The organism is Thalassospira xiamenensis M-5 = DSM 17429, from assembly GCF_000300235.2.
GTDB classification, from domain to species: domain Bacteria; phylum Pseudomonadota; class Alphaproteobacteria; order Rhodospirillales; family Thalassospiraceae; genus Thalassospira; species Thalassospira xiamenensis.
Map to the genome: position 1 here is coordinate 26,688 of NZ_CP004389.1, position 18,283 is coordinate 44,970.

At 50.3% G+C, this 18,283-nt stretch carries 12 protein-coding genes; 8 read left to right on the plus strand and 4 right to left on the minus strand.

Features of this window, described 5'->3' with window-relative positions:
- Positions 1–14 precede the first annotated feature (14 nt).
- Together TH3_RS21355 and TH3_RS21360 are read right to left on the minus strand one after the other, a co-directional pair.
- Complete coding sequence (locus TH3_RS21355; RefSeq protein WP_007091734.1) at positions 15–443, minus strand: hypothetical protein; 429 nt, start codon at positions 441–443, stop codon at positions 15–17.
- A 13-nt stretch (positions 444–456) separates the two neighbouring features.
- The gene (locus TH3_RS21360) at positions 457–1,215 is read right to left on the minus strand and encodes an AAA family ATPase (protein ID WP_007091735.1); all 759 of its coding nucleotides are present in this window, start codon (positions 1,213–1,215) and stop codon (positions 457–459) included.
- Between the two features lie 650 nt (positions 1,216–1,865).
- Between TH3_RS21360 and TH3_RS21365 the strand changes: the two genes are divergently transcribed.
- Complete coding sequence (locus TH3_RS21365) at positions 1,866–2,852, plus strand: prolipoprotein diacylglyceryl transferase (RefSeq protein WP_007091736.1); 987 nt, start codon at positions 1,866–1,868, stop codon at positions 2,850–2,852.
- 64 nt (positions 2,853–2,916) lie between these two features.
- On the opposite strand, the gene TH3_RS21370 is transcribed toward TH3_RS21365, so the two are convergent.
- Entirely contained in the window at positions 2,917–3,648 is a 732-nt protein-coding gene (locus TH3_RS21370) for a prepilin peptidase (protein WP_167710608.1), read from the minus strand.
- A 1-nt stretch (position 3,649) separates the two neighbouring features.
- Here TH3_RS21370 and TH3_RS21375 point away from each other — a divergent pair, with 1 nt between their 5' ends.
- The 3 genes from TH3_RS21375 to TH3_RS21385 are packed head-to-tail and all read left to right on the plus strand — an operon-like array spanning position 3,650 to position 6,744.
- Complete coding sequence (locus TH3_RS21375) at positions 3,650–4,840, plus strand: hypothetical protein (protein ID WP_007091738.1); 1,191 nt, start codon at positions 3,650–3,652, stop codon at positions 4,838–4,840.
- A gap of 25 nt (positions 4,841–4,865) precedes the next feature.
- Positions 4,866–5,504, plus strand: a complete 639-nt coding sequence (locus TH3_RS21380) for a hypothetical protein (protein ID WP_007091739.1) — start codon at positions 4,866–4,868, stop codon at positions 5,502–5,504.
- Between the two features lie 13 nt (positions 5,505–5,517).
- Positions 5,518–6,744 (plus strand): hypothetical protein, encoded by a 1,227-nt coding sequence (locus TH3_RS21385; protein ID WP_007091740.1) that lies wholly within the window; start codon positions 5,518–5,520, stop codon positions 6,742–6,744.
- A 53-nt stretch (positions 6,745–6,797) separates the two neighbouring features.
- Here the strand turns inward: TH3_RS21385 and TH3_RS21390 are convergent, their stop codons facing one another.
- Positions 6,798–7,559, minus strand: a complete 762-nt coding sequence (locus TH3_RS21390; RefSeq protein WP_007091741.1) for a 3'-5' exonuclease — start codon at positions 7,557–7,559, stop codon at positions 6,798–6,800.
- Positions 7,560–7,647: 88 nt separating this feature from the next.
- Here TH3_RS21390 and TH3_RS21400 point away from each other — a divergent pair, with 88 nt between their 5' ends.
- The 4 genes from TH3_RS21400 (at position 7,648) to TH3_RS21415 (ending at position 18,282) form a co-directional block, all read left to right on the plus strand.
- Positions 7,648–9,609, plus strand: a complete 1,962-nt coding sequence (locus TH3_RS21400; protein ID WP_167710609.1) for a HipA domain-containing protein — start codon at positions 7,648–7,650, stop codon at positions 9,607–9,609.
- A 4-nt stretch (positions 9,610–9,613) separates the two neighbouring features.
- Positions 9,614–11,437, plus strand: a complete 1,824-nt coding sequence (locus tag TH3_RS21405; RefSeq protein WP_007091744.1) for a hypothetical protein — start codon at positions 9,614–9,616, stop codon at positions 11,435–11,437.
- Between the two features lie 211 nt (positions 11,438–11,648).
- Positions 11,649–12,947 (plus strand): hypothetical protein, encoded by a 1,299-nt coding sequence (locus TH3_RS21410; RefSeq protein ID WP_007091745.1) that lies wholly within the window; start codon positions 11,649–11,651, stop codon positions 12,945–12,947.
- A gap of 133 nt (positions 12,948–13,080) precedes the next feature.
- Positions 13,081–18,282, plus strand: coding sequence for a strawberry notch C-terminal domain-containing protein (locus tag TH3_RS21415; RefSeq protein ID WP_007091746.1), 5,202 nt, complete (start codon positions 13,081–13,083; stop codon positions 18,280–18,282).
- The last annotated feature ends 1 nt before the right edge of the window (position 18,283 follow it).

Here is an 18,283-nt window from a genome sequence, read left to right on the forward strand (position 1 = left end):
GCCCCACCCTGCCCTTATTTTCGGAAGCGTGGCATTTTGTCGAGAATTTCCATCAATTCTTCGACGGACTTTTCCTGCAGCAGATATATCGCGATCCTCGGGATTTCTGAGTCATAGAGATTTAACCGCTCGTCATGTTCGATCATGTGTCTCGACATGGCCCGATAGGTTCTATCGATCATTTCGATTTCACTTTCCGTGAAATTCAACGTTCGCTTCTGATCAATTTTAACCGTGCGCTTCTTACGGATCGGTTGAGGAGCAGTGCGCTTTTCCACTTGCTCATCTTCATAAGTCGACTGTCTGGGGCGGAGTTGCGCTGAATTTACATACTTCCGGGTGCTCGGATCCACTGGAGCCACAGCTGGTGCCCGGGGAATTGCTGTTGCAGAGTTCACATTCTCAGGCGGCGGCGGCGGAGTGAGACGTTTTTTCGTGGTCATGATACTTTCTTTCTCAAGAAGCGGCGCTGATCTGATCGAACAACTTGTGAACGTCTAGGTAGAGCGAGGTGAGTTCGGATGCTGCCTTTGACGCACCCTTGACTTCAAACTGAGCAAGCCCCTGCCCTGCCCCATCCCAGTGAGACACACGATTTACCAGCACAGTGTCGAGCACCTCAAATTCCTTCATCGGCCTTTCCTCATCTGTGATCAGTTCTCGCAGTTCTTGCTTGCTGGTAGCCATTGAAGTTGGCGCCGCCTGATTTACGAACAGTCTGGAGACGAGCCCTCTGTTGTTAATTTTTGCCTGTCGAACAGTTTCATGCAGTTTTCCCAGGGTATCAGTATCAAAAGCCGAGGGCTTTATCGGTGATAAAAAAATGTGCGATATTAACAGGCATGAGCGAAATTCGACGCTGTCGAACCCACCCGTATCGATGATAGTGACATCGTAATTGGGCAAGAAATCCAACAGGGCCTCAGCGGCATACTCACCGCCCTGAGACATGAACGCGATATCTGGCAGCGCCCCCTTCCCTTCTTTCACCCGTTGTGCGCTGGTAATTCTTCGCCGTGCAATCCAGTTTTCAGTTGTTCTTTGTGGATCGGTTGCAACCAACAATGTTCGCCGGCCCTCGCTGGCAAATTGGGCTGCGAGGTTCGTGGCTGCGGTACTTTTGCCAGAACCTCCTTTTAGGGCTCCAAGTAACACGACCCAGCTGTTCGCTGCTCCGGCATTAGGCTGCGCGTTTAACGGCGATTGAACCACCATTGCACTTCTACCTTTCTTTACATGATCCACGGCGCACATAACGGGAGTGTTTAGGTGCGACATTGTGAGGAGAAATTAGAGTACATTAAAGTTAATAAGATGTTAAGTGATGTATGTGGAATACCGTAAACATGTATAATAAGCAAAGAATATAGTGCCTACTATAAGGTAATAAGGCCAAAAAAAGCAAGATAAACAAGATGATAGAAAACCATAAGGCAATATGGGAATATGTATAGAGGGGAACCGTCTAACCATACACGAGGTATATAACGGCGATATCAGACAATAAGTGTATATGATACGCAGGTTAGAGGCCTATAGGGAAATCTGATATATAGGCTTCTCTCCTTCTCCTATAATATGAATGTATGTGAAGCTTATTACCTGCAAAACTGGGATATGGGAGGCGCCTACATCCAGATAAGAAGAATATAGGCATGGCAGGATATACAGTCTTCCAGCATATAGGCTAAGAGGGTATGGCGGTATATATGGTTACCTGCATATCTTATTACCTTATGGATATGCAGATTGCAGCGAACAATTGATTGGAAAAAAGTTCAGTAACGGAATCTCAAACTAGGCTTGGGAAAGCAAAAGCAAAAAGCAGATGTTTTTTGCGGACGTACTGGCCGGAAGGGAAACCCATGTCTGAAAGAATGAACTCTGAAACGAATGTTCTTCACCGCATCGACGAATTGTCGGAAGCAGCAGTGCAGTTCGAACTGTCGATCGATCAAAAGAAACAGGCGTTGTTTGACGCTTTTAATGAACTCGTGAATGCTTTTTCAGCCAAGACAGGCATTGATGGCCAGGTTGAAGAACTGAAAAAATCCGCTGAAGCTTTCGGGGTGGACCGGGGGCTAGTCACAACAATGATTGAAGGCCGAACCAAGATTCTGAAGAATCTGGCTGGTCATGCGGAATTCACGCCAAAAGAGGGCAGGGGACGTCCGACCATTGGCGAGAAGGCAGTTAAGGATGCCTTCACGGCCGCAGAGGCTGTGGCTCGCGGCAGTTCAGTGAAGGCAGTTGCCGACCAGGCAGAAAAGAAAGCTGTTGTAACAGCTGAAGCTGTCGCTTCCGATCTCAGCGACGAGACAGCCGCGAACCAAGAAGCGACGCCTGAGAGTAATTCGAACCCGGAAGAAAGCGCAGATCAGCCTGCAGCGGATGCCAAGACAGAAGCCAGCGCGACTGCTTTGCCCGAAGAACATGAACAACTCCAGCAAGCGGATGCAGCTGACGATATTATTTCAACGGATCAGCTGCCGGACGATGAGGGCAATAGCCGCTTGAACGATGGCGGCGATGCGATCGAAACGGCGTTTGACGGTATCGATGCATCTGTCTTTGACGGAGACGACATCGACATTGACGAAGAACAGGAATTTGCGAGTGAAGGCCTCGACCCTCTGGCCCTCGCCGAGATTGATCAGGCATTGAATGATGATCTGGATGGCTCGACCGCATATCTTGATCGCGACAGTTCCGTCGAAGACGGTGCGTTCGAAGGTCCTTCGACAATCGAGGATGATCCTGTGGCTGCAGCAGCTGCGAATGCGTCAGCTGCTATCAGTGGCCTTCATACCGATGAGCGGATTGCTGCATACGGTAGCGATCTATCGATGTAACGCGATACCATCCAGACAGAACAAAGGCCCGATCAAATCCATCGGGCCTTTATTTTTGACTGCCTCAAAAACCAAAGCGCAGCTGAATAACCATCAGTACAACGCAGGGGCTGAAATAGGTCGCAAAAGTCAGCGGATTGTCGATTTTTTCAGATCTTATGAACCGCAATACTAAAATGACAAGAATGGTGAGAAACAGGGCACCCAGAACGTCGGCGGGCTTCAACAGCAAGCAGACAACTGCAAGCAGCTTCAAATCCCCAAAACCTAGGATAGGCGAGGGCACTCCTCGGCCACTAAGGTCCGAGCCAAGCCTGGATGACGCCACAAACAAAAACAAAGCCATTGTGCCCATTGAAAACAGGATCGCGAAGATAAACTGCATTATCAACGCATCAATGCCACTCATATTCAGATGGTAAAGAACTGCTACAAGGCCGCACCAAATAACAATTGGATCGGGAACTAATCTCGTTCTGGTGTCCGAGATGCCAATGACAATGATCCCTGCAGAATATGACATCAGGAGTGCTGCGGTGCCATTGACGAGAGACGTCAGGAACAACAGGCTGATCGTAAGCAACTGAACCCCCAACATGAAATATATGGGGCGCAACCGCTTGGGCATCGTGTGAGCCCAAAAGGCTTTTGATTGAGCATGCATGATCAGATTCCGCCATACAAAAAAGTGTTCTGTATCAAGAATAGCGGGATGCTCATTTTTTTTGGTAACAAAAATTGGAGTTAGGCTGTGTGAAAGAATTTTTGATCGCCCAGATTTGAAAGGCGCTTTCACGATGCCAAATATTTCCCCTGTTTCTGGTGACGTTGCTGAAACTGACCCGATTAGTGTCCTCGTAACCAAACTCCGCAAGCTCGACACCGTCAGAAGCAGATGTCGACATCTCATTCAGCAGCAGACCGTATCTGTGCCCGCGAGTGATAAGCCAATTCGAGATATTCTCCGTGATGAACTGCGAGAAGAAGGGGTCGCCTTAAATGAGGAAACCCGCGAACTTGGCCGCAAATTCTTGGATGGCGATTTGCTAAAAGGCACACAAGACGGAGATATCGCGAACCAAGCCCTGCGTGAAATCGCAGCCTTCCTGAAGTCATCTGAGCAGTCTGCTGAAACACTCAATTACACCGGCACGCAGGAAGACGGCGGCACATTTATGCAAAGCGTGATCAACACGTTGTTGTGTTCAGACGTGCCCAAATACGTGATTTGCCTTCAGAAGGCATTTGATCTGTTCGGAACAAAAGGGTTTGACGAGCAGTTGAAAGCTCGAATATCCAGGGAACCTATCTGCAAATTCTCACTGGATGTTGCTCTTCCATCTCCAGGCAATATTGGCCGGCTGCTAACGCAGGACATTGAGCCATCAACCCTTCCACCCTCAATATGGAATGTCTCGGTCCGCACTCTGGGGGCAGATAGTGAAGCATTGCTGATCGAGATACATTGTCATCAGTTTTCTTTGTATGCGGCGGCACCAAGGGCTCTGAGCATTGAGCCGACACCTGTGGATGATCGGGAACAAAAATTCGAGTTACCCGAGGGCGCACCACTATCCAAACAGGTTGATGCCTGGCTGCAGGACGCAGGCTTCACGCTTACGCCGGAGTTTGGAGTGCCGATATACACGCTCGAAATACCGGAAGAAAACTTCGCTCACCCTGAAGGAATGCGTTTCCGATTGGTTGGCTCCCCTGGCAGACACATTTCGTCAACTGGTCCGATCGGGCTCATCATTGAGGCGCCGGGGCGAGAAAATGTGGTTGAAGCACTTCCAAGATTTGAACCGGCCAGAACGAGATTGCTGGACCAATACACTATCAGTGTCACTGAGCGTCTTCCAAGGCCAGAACCGGTTCAGGATGAACCAAGCGATCCGGGGAACGAAACTGAGCTTCCGGCCGAAGCGACACCAGCAATAGCGGCGGATGGGGACGATCCGGAATCTGCCGATATCCTCGAACCTTAATATCCTTATTCAAGTGAGAAGAAGTATGCCAAGCGCTCAACGAAAGTGGAAAATTGATACCTCGGTCAACAATATGACCATGGGAAAATCGCTTGAGAATCTGTCAGTCATTTCGGGATGCTCAGTGGAAGTTCTCCAAAATTCGTTCCAACCGGGGCAACAATTGCCACCGGAAATGGAGCTGCACCTGAAAGACAGTGAATTTGATCTGATCTCGTCAATCAATACAATTGCTGACGCGAACTACAGAGAATTCACTTTCTCCAAAAGAGCTGAGCAGTTCAGCCTTTTCATTGCGATCAAGAAAACGTTGCAGGCCTTTTCGGAAAAGGATTGTTCGATTTTCGTTAAGACGCAGAAGGCAGCTAGTGCGGTGATAATTCCTATCGAAATGGAAATCATCAGTCAGCTGCCGTTCGTAGCATTTCAAATGATCACTGATCGTCCATATCCTGGCACATCAGGACGCGCTGGCCCGAAAAAGGGAATGCGTGATTCGTGGGAGGTGCAAACATTCCTGCTTGATGACAAAGGGGACAGTCTCCTGATCAAGGCAGCCGGCTCCGTCAGCACTGTCTATTTTGTTGTACCGGCCGCTGAAGCTATCAGTGAGTTGCTGCCCGTTGCAGAAAATAACCAAGAACATCAATCCCCTGAAATGTAAGGATGAACAGATAATGGCCACTAAAGAAGAAGTATTTGGCAACGGGCTCAATATCGAAATTCGCGAACTCGTTCCGAATATTGGCGGCGCCCCCAAATTTAACCTGACTGGGAAAGTGATTTTTCTGGAACCCAACCAGAACCTTCCTGCTATCGACGGCATGGAAATTCGTTGCCGAAAGGTGGAGACCGTCCAGCAAGAGTACAGCCGAATTGACGAAGACGACGAGGTTCTGACATACCAGACCACCCGTCTCTGCGATGTTGACGCTCTTTCCATTGATACTGGCCGCTTTGTGTTGCTCGTCGATGAAAATGGCGACATGGAAGAAGCGGTCTTTGCCATCCCCGCAAGTGACATTGCATCCCTACAGGCTTCGATCGTTGAAAACGGTCAGCCTGTCACGTCGCTACAATGGAACCCGGCGAACATGCTACGCAACGTCAGTGATCTATGGGCAACAAAGTTGGTAGCTAATCGGGCAGGGACTATCTCCAGCACTGATCTTGAGGAGATTCGGGATCAGTATTCTCGCACAGCCGACCTGCTTCGATCGATGGTAGATCATTGCGGCTTGAGCGCCAGAGAAATCAACTGGTGCAAATTGACACTCAATACTTTCCTTGATCCGAACAACACGCCAGAACATCAACGGGAATATGTTTCGAAAGTCATGGAATTGCGGTCAAACAGGTATATTTCGCCAGATGCCTCTGATGATTTGCTTGCCAAGCTTGCGGCCAATCCAATTTCGAGAAGTGGGGCAGGTGCCTTCGGTTCAGATTTGCTTTGGAACCGCATCGGACCCGAAGCATACAATTACGGTGTTCGGGTCGTTGGCCAGAAAGTATTTGGTGAAGATTTTGACGTCGGGATGACGGATGTTGTTATGTCAATCATCCCGCGGCATTCCGTAGAAAGCTTCTTGACCAAAATCAACGAGCACAGGCATGTCGGGCGGGCAAGCATCCGCTTTGACCAAATTCCAGGCTATGCACCTGATGTCAATATCTACGAAATGTCCCTCGGAGAAGATGGCGACAATTGTGCCTTGCTCCACGTTGTCGACCACACCGGTCATTATGCGTATTGCTGGCCAGCAACCAATGTGGAACTTCGCCCTGAGCTTCGCGCTGAAGATCAAATGGCATTGTCACCGCCAGCAGCAGGAGCTCTTCCAGCCCCTTCTCTTCGCCTGCCGGCTCCCAATGAATCTGATGAGGGCAGCCCGAGCATTTAAGATCTCCCGTACAGAAAAAGGCCCCTACAGGGGCCTTTTTTTGGAGTGCATATTCACATTGTCGCGGCCAAAGAAATACTTTGATCATATTTCCTTGCGCCACGCCGACCGCACCCCCCCAAATGCTCCGAAATATGCAAGGGGAGGGAGTCCGGACGCAAATAGCCCTGCCGAAGGATCTCTTCGAAAACGCGCTTTGTGCCTAAACAGTCTCCCATAGCTGAATGGGCATCCTGCATTTCTTCGCCGGTCAGGAAATTATACAACACGGATAATCTTGGAGGCTTCGGCTTCCCGATAAATTCTGGGCCATAATTCAGTGAAGGGGGAAAGTTGGTAATCCCTGCGCCTTCCCGCATCGTGCAGTACCTGGGAACATTGGCGATCCTGCTCGACAGAGACCTTAAATGAACATCGTCAGGACGAGCGTTCTCCATCGCTTTCAGATGACTTCGAACCACACCAAGATCATAAGGAATATTGTGTCCGATCACGACATCTGTCGAAGTTATCATATCGGCAAGCAGAGGCAGGACAGAATACTGATCCATTCCCACGTTCTGGGCGGTTTCGTAAGAAATGCCGTGCACGTTTTCAGCTTCATCCGGGATATCCCATCCATCCGGTCGGACAGTGATAGACACCGCCTGATGTATCCGGCCGGCCAGATCAAAAGAGAGGAAACCTCCCTGCACGATACGTGGCTGCATGTCATGACCAAGAGGCACATCCGGCAGCAAGAAGCCCGTCGTCTCAACATCCAAAACACCAAGGATGGGATTTTCTCGCTCTGTAGATTGCAAAACTTCACTCATCCGGACCTCCAAAAAAATTCGGTTACATAATCTTCCATTAGTCTACAGGCATTGCCCGTTACCGATTTTTTGTGCAGGACGATACCGAATGGCACTTCATATTCCACGCACTCCACAGGAAGCTCGTCACGCTCGTTACCGCGAGGAGAGGGGCGAATATCAACGGATAAGCCGTGGCATCTATGTCGACATAAAAGACGATCCAGATGAAATTATCCGCGCCAATCCTCTCTTCATAGCAGCCAATCTTTACCCGGATTTTCGCTTGGTCGGAGAAAGCGCCATTTGTCGTGGCGCAAATGACACTGGCGAAATTTTCATCTCCGCGAGAAGCAAGATCCGATACCGGCAGCTGGGCCCACTGAGCGTTATCCGGAAGCAGGAATTCGCCAGTGAGTTTGAGCAGGTTTCAATTCCAGAGAATGAGCGGACTGTTCGCGTGCGCGTATCGAAACCAGAGCTGGCGGTCCTGGAATTTCTCGACGGGTTCGGCTCGGGAAATACCGATGTATTGCGCGTGGGCGCTGAACGTCTCGATCGAATTCATGGCTCGCGTGAGAAAACAATAAAAGCCTTGTTGGACGAGGCCGCTCTTATGGGACGCCATGATCTTCAAGAAAAAATTGAAAAAACTCTGACCCAGAAGGAACTCGCAGCAATGACCGAAAACTTTTTTGTATTTTGGTATAACAGCGTTATTGGCAAACTGGGTTTCGACGGCACGCGATATTACTGGGAAGGTCGCGACGGATGGGTGATCCCGTTCCAGCATAACGGAAGATCATTGCCCCCGTTTCTTGCCAACCTGCGGGAAGAAGGCATGCTTAAACGTGTGCGCAATGAAAGTGATATCGAAGCGTTGCGGCGCGGGGGGCGCTTCCTTTCAAATATCAGCATTGCAGCCCCAGGAAGCGCGGTCGCACAACGGCAACCAGACATCATTCAGGAACGCTTGAAGGACAACATTGCTGACAGCGTGCATGGATATGTTTTCACCGGAAAATTTGATGTAAGTCTGGCTGGTTTGGTCGGAAGCCTTGAAGAAGGCGATTCTTGTGTGGGAGAAGTCGCCCGCATGATGGAAGAGCATAACCTGCCAACGATTTCGGGGGCGCAATTCAAAGCGGCAGTGTTCCTCAAGCCGTCTGGAGAGTTGGCAGCTGCCGGGATCGATAATAACCCGTTCAGCCATATTTTGAAGCTTTCCCCGGCCAATGACAGACACTTTGGTTTCAATGAGTATGTCTGCATGAAAGCATCTGAAGCAGCAGGAGTGACTATTGCCGAAGTAGCCATGGTCGATCTTCCTGCTTTTGCGGGCCAGAAACAGACAGGCTTGCTGGTTGAGCGATATGATGTTGCGGACCGCGACCATCCTGAACAGCGATACTTCCAAATCGATTGTTGCGCACAGCTTGGTTTAACTCCTGAACAAAAGGCGGAAGGGTCGTGGGAAACGATCGCTGAATTGTTGGATAAAGAAACCACTGACCCGGTGAGCGAGAAAGAGCAATTGTTCATTCGAGCTGTTTCGTCGTGGCTGATTGGGGATTCAGATGCACATCTGAAGAACTTTTCAATTCTTCGCATCAACAAGCATGATGGACTGGGCCAAAATACCAGCGCCTTCACCAAAGCAGTGATGGCGCCTGCCTACGACATCACATCCTCAATCAATTTCGTACCTTCTCCGCACTTTTGCCTGAGCTTGAATGGTAAGCATCGCGATCTGACCAAGCAGGATTTTCAAGCATTCGGTTCCTATTGCGGCCTCAACCGCACGGATGTTCAGAAGGTAATGGAAAATGCTGCACACGGTTGTGCTCGGTTCATCATGAACATTGCTGGACGGCCGGAGCTTGCCCCTGAGCAGAAGATGTTCATTGACCGACTGCAAGGAACGGTCGTGAAACGAATGAATGATTTGAAAATTGAGCTGCCCAATGTTGAACCGGTTGAGGCCACATTGGAAATTGCGACAGTCGAGCGGATCGAAGGTATCTCGCCCAATGATCAATTGGCAATGTCGCCGCAATCCAATCTGCTGTGAGTAAATGATGATGACCAAACTGGATAGAACGATACTTGCCCCAGTAGTCGAAAAACTGACGGCAGCAGTGATTAAAAACTTCTATCAGAAGGAACATTTATCAGAAGGTTTGGTCGGCAAGTGGATTTGGGATGTTCTTGCCGATCAGCGTTTTGACGACAAAACCCCTCGGGCTGCTGCCGAAGAAATTAAGTGGCTTGTGCGTCGCGGATCGGGCTTGTCCGGAAGTGAAATTGCGCCACTAATTCTCGACAAATTCAACAAATTTCACCCTTTCTCCTCGACCCGAGAAGTCGTTGCCCAGAAGCTCTTTAAGCATGCCCCTTTTCAAGACCCTCGCTACTTTGTGGATACCCAGCGGGGACATAAAATCGAGGACATCGCCCGCGCACGCTTCAGGGAAATTGCGCCATCAATGGGACTGCGCCCCAACGATGGCATTATCGACACGCTGCGCAACTATCGACACCCGACCATCAGCTCAATGATCGGTACTCCCGACGAAGCTGCTGATGATTTGATTAACCACAACACAATCGTTATTGCAGATTACAAAGCGCCTCGACCAAACGGAACCCAGTTGGAGCCTCGCGATTTTAGCTCATTAGTGAGCAATTTGCTGACCCCAGAAAATGAAGAGCTTCTGCCGGTAGATGAAAATGACGGCAAGCTGTTCGATTATTTTTTGCAAATGCATCAGTATGGCATTTTGGAGCGCGAGCGCAGAGGTGATCCAGATGTCAATATCCGGCTCATTCTTGTCCGATGGTGTGGTGTACGCGGCGACATTGTCATCGACGAATTACCTTGGTCTGAAGATATTGCCCAAATGATCTGTGAAACACATAAGGAAATCTGGGCCGACTTTGTGATGACAGGGACTCTGCCGGAATTCCGAAAGCTGCCCGAACTTGATGAACGCGATGTTTCAGATGAATTGCAAGAGCTTTCATCACACTATGTGATGGCAAAAATGCTGGAGAACGCAGCAAAAGAAGTCGCATCAGAAATTCAGGGAAAGTTCAAAGAATGGGTTTCGGCAACCGGATATCTCAGCACCAAACTGATGTTGGGCTATCTGGACGTCACCGGAAAGCCTCAATACGAGGAAGAAGCGATCATTAATCTCGCCATCCAGTATGGTATCGACCCAGATGAATTCCGCGGCCCGAGCAAATCGATTGACTATGCTCGAACGCTGGAGGAAATCGCCACGCTACTTAAAGACCACTCAAATGATGTAACACGGTTTGATCGCATTCAGAGCATTCTTGATGCTGCACCTGTTGTTCCTGGCTCTCTTGATACTGAGAAGCTGGCCAAAGCAATTCTGGATGCCGGGGGAGATCCAACTTTCATTCGGGACCAGTCCATCGCATTCCGGACACCGCAGGGGAAAAGTGAGCGAGCGCAAACCGTTAAAGCGGTGAAGTCTCTGGCAAAGAAAATGCTCCAATCAATGATCGATGCCTCAATTTCTCGTGGCCCAGATGACATGGCAGAAATTACGGCCCGAATGAGTGACAGTATAAAAGCTTTGAAAGACGAAGAGGATCTGTCAACGGCCGACTTGATCGAGCGAGTGAATATTGAGATTGCACATGCACTACAGAATGAGGTTGTCGACACCTCCTTCGCTGGTGTTACGGATGAGTTCGATATTGGTGGGGAAGGGCAGGCGCCAACCGTCAGCTTGCCACCAGTTCCAGGGGGCTTCCCGACACGCCCCGTTGAAGCGGATAGCAGTGAGAATCCTGCGACATTATCCCGGGGCGGATTCTCAGGGGTACGTGGTAACGGAACCGAGGGCATGCTTTACGACATGTAAGTCGGCCGACACACCAATTGTTTGAGGGGCTGCATAATAAATGCTGCCCCTTTTTTTATTTAGGGTCTTATCGAAAAATAAATTTGGTAACGGAAATCGAAATTACGGTGGAAATACACCAAAGTTCAGAACCCTGATTGGCGATGCTAAAGCCGACAAGCTGGGTAAAGAGCTTTCTGTCAGAAAATATTTCGAGTGCTAGGAGCATCGTATGTCGAAAGGTTTTGCAAAAGTTCGTACCCGCCGTGGTGGTGGTGCAAAGAAAACGTGTGTTCAGGTTACTGCCCTTGATGCCAGCAAAGACTTCATCATGGTCTGCGAGACCGGTGAAGGCAAAACGCCCTTCAAGCTCTACAACAAGGACGACAAAAAATGGGACCGCGTGCCGGTTGGCTCCAGCCTGCTGATCAGTGGTATGGAAAAAAAGAACGACGGTTTCGTCCCGGTGTTTCTTGATTACGGCAATCGCTATCCCACGGTCGACAAATTTGCCTTCCTGCCCGCAGTTTCGGTCGTTCGGGTCCCATCGAAGGAAGAAGGTGGCGATGCGTATGCGCGCGTCCGCTTCCTCGATCCGGAAAACGCGATTGCAATCGAAGACACGTCGCCGGCAGGCATCAAATCCTCGATCGAAAAAGTCCTCGGTCAGGCATTCGTTCCGTCGTCTCCCAGCGATCGCAGCTTCATCATTCGCTGGCAAGACCACGAAGGCAAGCTCCAAAGCTTCATGGGTTCGGAAGATCTGCCGCTTAATGTCGGCGTTGAAGATGAAGCAAATGCAGCCGGCATTCGGGTGCCGCGCGACGTAGCCAAGCGCGTCGAGGAAATTGCAGCAGCAATGCAGGACATCATTGCAGAAGAAGTCGAAGCAGGATCGACCAAATTCGAATTCATCCCGCAATGCACGATGTTTGGTTCGCGTTCCCTTGTGGACCCGCGCACCGACGATATGGAAAAGCTGAAAAACCTTCCGTTCCCGACTGCAGACAGCCAGTGGGTCGTTGCCAAAGGAATTTCCGAAACCACCCAGCGCGAATGGAAAAATTATGGCATCCAGCCGAGCTTTGTCTCATTCAAACCGATGTATGACAAGGTGGCTCTGGTCAAAGCCCTTGAAGACATGGTCGCCAAGGACTTCCAGAGCGTTCCGAATGCTGAAGCAATGATCCAACAGTTCATCCGAAGCTTCTATGTCGGTGACGAAAATCTGAACTCCTCGTCTGCTGCCGCGCATCTTAAGCAGGGTGGGGTTGATCCGTCTGCCTTCCAGACTGGCTGGGTTGTCGGAACCGCGGTGCCGGAAGGATATCCTAGCCCGATCCCGGTTTCTGCTATCCATACTGAGCTTCACAAGCCGGAATACGATCCGACCGCAAACGCGAATACTGGTCCGGCCAATGCTGCACCCGAAGGCGCGGGCGCGTCGAACAACAACGAAATGTCGGATGCACAGCGCGACGAAATCGAAAAGGCCGCTGCATCCGCTGCAGCTGATGCAGCAATGGGCTAAACACGTGGCGTATTGCTAATCTTTTAGCGATAGTCTGAAGCGAACCATCAATTGGTTCGCTTCTTTTTTTTTGGTAACAGAAATCCCTCATAAAATTTCTCTCAAGGATCAGAATTCTTTGGAGAAATACAAAATGGCTGAATCAACCGCTCAGCAGGTTGCTATTGAAGAACCGGCAGCAAGCACAAACGATAAAAATATCCCCTGGCCAGATTTTTCCAATGCATTGTTCAAGGATTTGGAAATCAAGATGTTCATGCTCTCGCGAGGGCGTCGATATCTGATTCTTCAGAATGGGGAGAATTACCCATTCCAGGCCAAGGAGATGGGGTTCGTTCGCTCAGCAAGTGGCGTATGGGTTCGCCCAGAAGGGCAGATAACCAGCCAAATGTTTCGACAATGGCAGCAAGTTATCCCAAATATCGGGATTAAAAAAGTAGCGCCTGAAGACGTTGTCATTGGTGACAGCTTGCAAAAGACGGCGGTACAGGACCTGCTCTCGAAATCGGATGCCCTTGGCTACAACCGGTTGGGTCAGTTGGTATACCGCCTTCACGAAAACGACCGCCGCTTCACAAAAAACCCTCGTGGCTGGAAAATCGCATGGGAACCAGAAAATTATCAGGAAGAAGACGGAAACCGCGATCTTCAGCCGGACATTTTTCTTCGCGCCAAGGAAGGTGACTATGCGAGCCTGCTGAGATGTGCGGAGGGTGCATTGTTTTCCCTAAGCAGTGGGCATATCGAGAGTGTCGACGACATCGGAAAGCTGGCAAGTATCGCCCAAGTATCGCAAAGCGATCTTGCCGGAGCAATTGCTGACGCGATCACACGCTCTTACACAGCGACGCGAGGCATTGCCAGAGACGCATTTGATGTTGCACGTGATCTTGAAGAGCGCATTGTTTTCCAGACCGGGGCATTGCCCGCTCCTTTGCAGGTTGCATTAAGCCGCCTTCTTGGCAATGAAATGGAACTTCGCAATGCCAAGGTTACGTTCTCAGCTGATATTGCCGATCTTGGCATTGCCCTTCGTATTCCGCGCACAGCAGAATTGTCAGCCTTGACCGCCAATGACGCCGAAGCTCAACGTGCGGGAGCAATGGCACGCGGCAACCATTCAGCAATTCGTTTGGAAACGCACGACGATCGGGTCGCATTCCACAACGGCTCTGATGTGGTCATTCACAAAATGAGTTCCCTTGATCTGGATGAAGTCGAAGCGCTTCATGACTATCGGGCCGCTGACGGAAGGACGGTTCTGATCATCGATGCGGATCCGGAACCCACACAGGATGAAGTTGAAAATTTCCTGCGTGAAATAGGGCGTGGCCTGCATGTTGAAAACTCGGCCATCGTTTCCGGAAGCTATATTACCAAGAATATCGGCGGAAGAAGCCAGGTTGTTGTTTCCATTGGGCCCCGACGTACCGCTCCGCTTTCTGTCAACGAAGTCATCATTCCTGAAAAACTTGAACTGCTAGACAGCGCCGACGCCTGGCGCTTTGGTATGGACACGCTGCATTCGCGGCGGATTTCGGAAGAGGCTACTCGTATTGCAATCGGTTCGGCCCGGTCAACAGATGATGCAAGTCGGGAAAACCTTGATCCTGACGCTGATGTTAGCCAAGGCACCTTGTCCGATGACGGAACGGACTATCAGGTCCCTTACATTTCTGCATGTCGCGAGTTGGGAGAGCCCGAAGCATTGCTCCCTCGACACCTTGATGGCGCGTCTCGAAAAGCACTGGAACATCTTGTTCGCCGCCGCGGCAACATTGTTGAATTTTTGTGTGATCAGCTCCATTGGACGAAGGATCAGCTTGCGGAAAACCTTTCTCCTGAACAGGCTGACGCGGTCGCACTTTGGATTGACGCGCGCTTGACGCGTGATCCGTCGGAAAACAGTGTCATCTTTGCTGACGGCACCGGGACCGGCAAGGGACGTGAACTTGCCACGACGATGATCTGGTCAGCATTGCGGGGCGAGGTATCCATTTTTCTCACAGAGAATGTAAAACTACTGAACGATATCTGGAATGATATTCGTGAAATGAAGATGACGCACCTGTTCAATCCGCTGGTAACCAATCAGACGAAAAACTCGGTCATTGTGGATCTGAATACACACGAACCACTGTTTCCACCGGTCGATAGCGCAACTCTTGAAGCCATGTATGAATCAGGTCGAATTCCTGATGGTGTAAATCTTGTGATGGGTAGCTTTACTCAGCTCAACAAAACGCCACAAAGCTCGACCCGAGTTTCCTGGTTTAGAAAGGTTGTTCGCGAAACTCATCTGGTAACAGACGAATCACATGTAGCAGCTGGCAACGGCATTACTTCTCGCAATGTTCAGGCCATGATCCGGGATGCGCAGCATCACACACCGGGTTCCGGAACTTGGTCAAAGGATATTCGCGCCATCCCATTCTATCATCGGGCAATTCCCAACTCTCTCCCTATCAATCAGCTGGTTCCGATCTTCCGCAAAGGCGGGATCACTGCCCAGGAAGCCTTCACATCAATGATGGTAAGCTCCGGGAGGATGGTCCGCCGTGAAATGAGCTTGAGCAAAGTAGAATTCTCCACAGTAGCGGACGCCGAAATCGGCCTTAGCACCTCCACTGACAGCAAATTGATCATCGGCGCATCCTCAGCCGATCGTGCTGTTCGAAATCGTGCCATTGCTGCGGATGTTTCAGCCTCACTTGCGGAGATCGCCAAATTTGCCGGGTTGGTGCGAAAACACATCCAGCGACGGGATGCCGAGCTTGCGGCCGATCAACGTCGCCGCGTCCGGAACCGCAACCAGACAAATGACGGTGATATTCAAGCCATCAAAGGAACATCCGCATCGATCGGCTCTCCTTTGCATCAGTTTTCGCGCGTCTTTGAAGCAGCCCTGATTGCCGATTTAGCCGTTGAGGAAGGGCTCAAAGCGATCGAAGCAGATGAAAAGCCTGTCTTTGTTACGGATCTGACCGGCGAAAACTACATGTCGCAAATTCTGGAGGATGGGGAAGACCGCATACCAACGATCAAAGATGCCCTTAATCGCATCATTCTGATGTCCTGCAAGTATCGGCGCATGGGGCAGACACGGATCGCCATTGAAGAAAACGAGGACCTGCACGACGAATATGAACGGGTAAAAGCTGTCATCGCGACACTTCCCGACTTCCCGATCCTAGCAACAGATGTGATTAAAGGCGAACTGCGAAAACGAAATATCTCATTTAGCGAAATTTCGGGACGAAAGCATGAGGTGATCGAGAGCAACATCGTTCCTCGCAACGATACCGATCCAAGTGAAACAATTCATGATTTCCAATCAGGTGATTTGGACAGTCTGTTCCTCGGAAAGCCGGGCTTCACAGGCATTTCGCTTCATTCGTCCGAAAAGGCAAAAGACCAGCGTAAACGAAATATGCTGATGGTTTTGCCGCCCCAAGACATTTTGCAGCTGTTCCAAGTGTTCGGCCGGGTTGTCCGACGTAAACAGGTAACAGGTGCGTCAATCACTTGGCTTTCTTCCGGTTTGCCTGCGAGCCTGAAACTAGCGATGTATACCGAACGACATATGCAGCGCTTATCGGCCAACACGACATCAAATCGCGAGAACGCGGTGTCGCGTGGCGATCTGATCCCTGACATCTTCAATTCAGTCGGCCATGAAGTGTGCTTCCGGTTCCTTGAAAGCAATCCGATCCTCGCCGAACGGATGGGTTTGGCCGATATGGTTCGAGAAGCAATTGAGGATGACGAAAGTCTTGGCTCTCTCGATGGCACCTGGGCGAACAAAATGATGACCTATATGCACTTGCTTCATCCTGATGAGCAGGATCGCGTCATGGCCGAGATTTTTGAGGAATATGAGCAGGTTATTGAAGAGCTGGATGGGAGAAATGAAAACCCGCTTCGCACCAAGGCCCTTCTTGGAAACTGCAAAGTCATCAACAAGGAGGTGTTTGATGGAGTAGAAGGCGGGACCGGGGACCGGGAACCGGTCTATCTGGTTGAGGTAGAGCACACTCAGGACCTCGACCCCATGCGCTCAGAAGAAGTCCTGGCACTTGTCGACAATGCGGAAGCTGAAGTTAGCCGTGCGCAGATGTCTGACGACCCCATTTTCAAAGGTGCATCTCGACGCAGTTGTGTTCGAAACCCCTCTGAAGTGGCCAACATGATCAGGAGCCGAGAACTTGATTTCTTGACGGAGGCACTTGAGCGTCACAACGCAAAATCTGCCGATAGTCAGTTTGACTCAGTTGAAAGCGCACTTCGCAACTTTACCCAAAACGGAACAAACAAGAACCGTGTCCGAAAAACCGCCGACTTGATTGAAGACCTTACGAACACGTTACCGAAACTTCGTCCCGGCGCTTCGATTATCAACTATCGTGCGGATCGACTGGATTCCGCCGAGGGCATCATTACCGACATCGTTTGTCCAACGCCGGGTAATGAGATGAAACTGGGGCATTATCGATTGTCAGTCGTTTGGCCCGGTGAAGAGAAGCCCCAAAATATCAGTCTTTCCTTCATTTTGTCCTCAAGCGAAGTGTTCATCGGTGAAGGTATTCACGGCCGTCAGGCGGACAAGATCATCAAAAGTTTTGATGCTGATGACGCGGGTCAAGTCACGAAATCGCGGCATTTCCTTATGGGGAATATCCTTGAAGCACTCCGGATTTCGACATCGATGGAGAAGCCGCTTGGTCAGATTTCTACCTTCACTGACGAAAATGGTGTGGTGCATCGCGGTCTGCTGATCAAAGAGGCAGCTCAGGCACTTGATCTGCTACCGGTCAGCATTGCCGAAGCGGCAGTAGCTGCTGAAGTTATTTCCCGACCGGGTGGAACGGATCTCTATTCGACAAGCCAGCTCAAACCCTCAAAGGGCGTCGTAATTCGCCGCGGCGCCAATGGAGCCGATCAGCGACCGGAAACCTTCTTGGTTCGCTACCCGACAACCAAGGGTGCGGACAGCGATATTTACGAATCCGATGCAATCAACCGCCGAATTGCGAACATCGGCACGAAACGTGGGCGACCGACACTTGAGGTAACCGCCTACGAGCTGCCCACAATCCTGAAAGAACTGACGGACGCGGGGGTTACATTCTACGCTCCACCATCCGTCCGTCAGATGACTAACGAGATCGCGACAGATCGTGCTGAAGCCAATCGGGCATCATCCAACGAGCATTTGCATCAGGTTGTTGTCAACTTGGATAATCGAGAAATCAGTAACAGAATTCCTGAAGATAATACCCAGAGCAACGACAATGTCGGTTTCGATGATGACGCAATTAATATGCTCATGGGGTAAC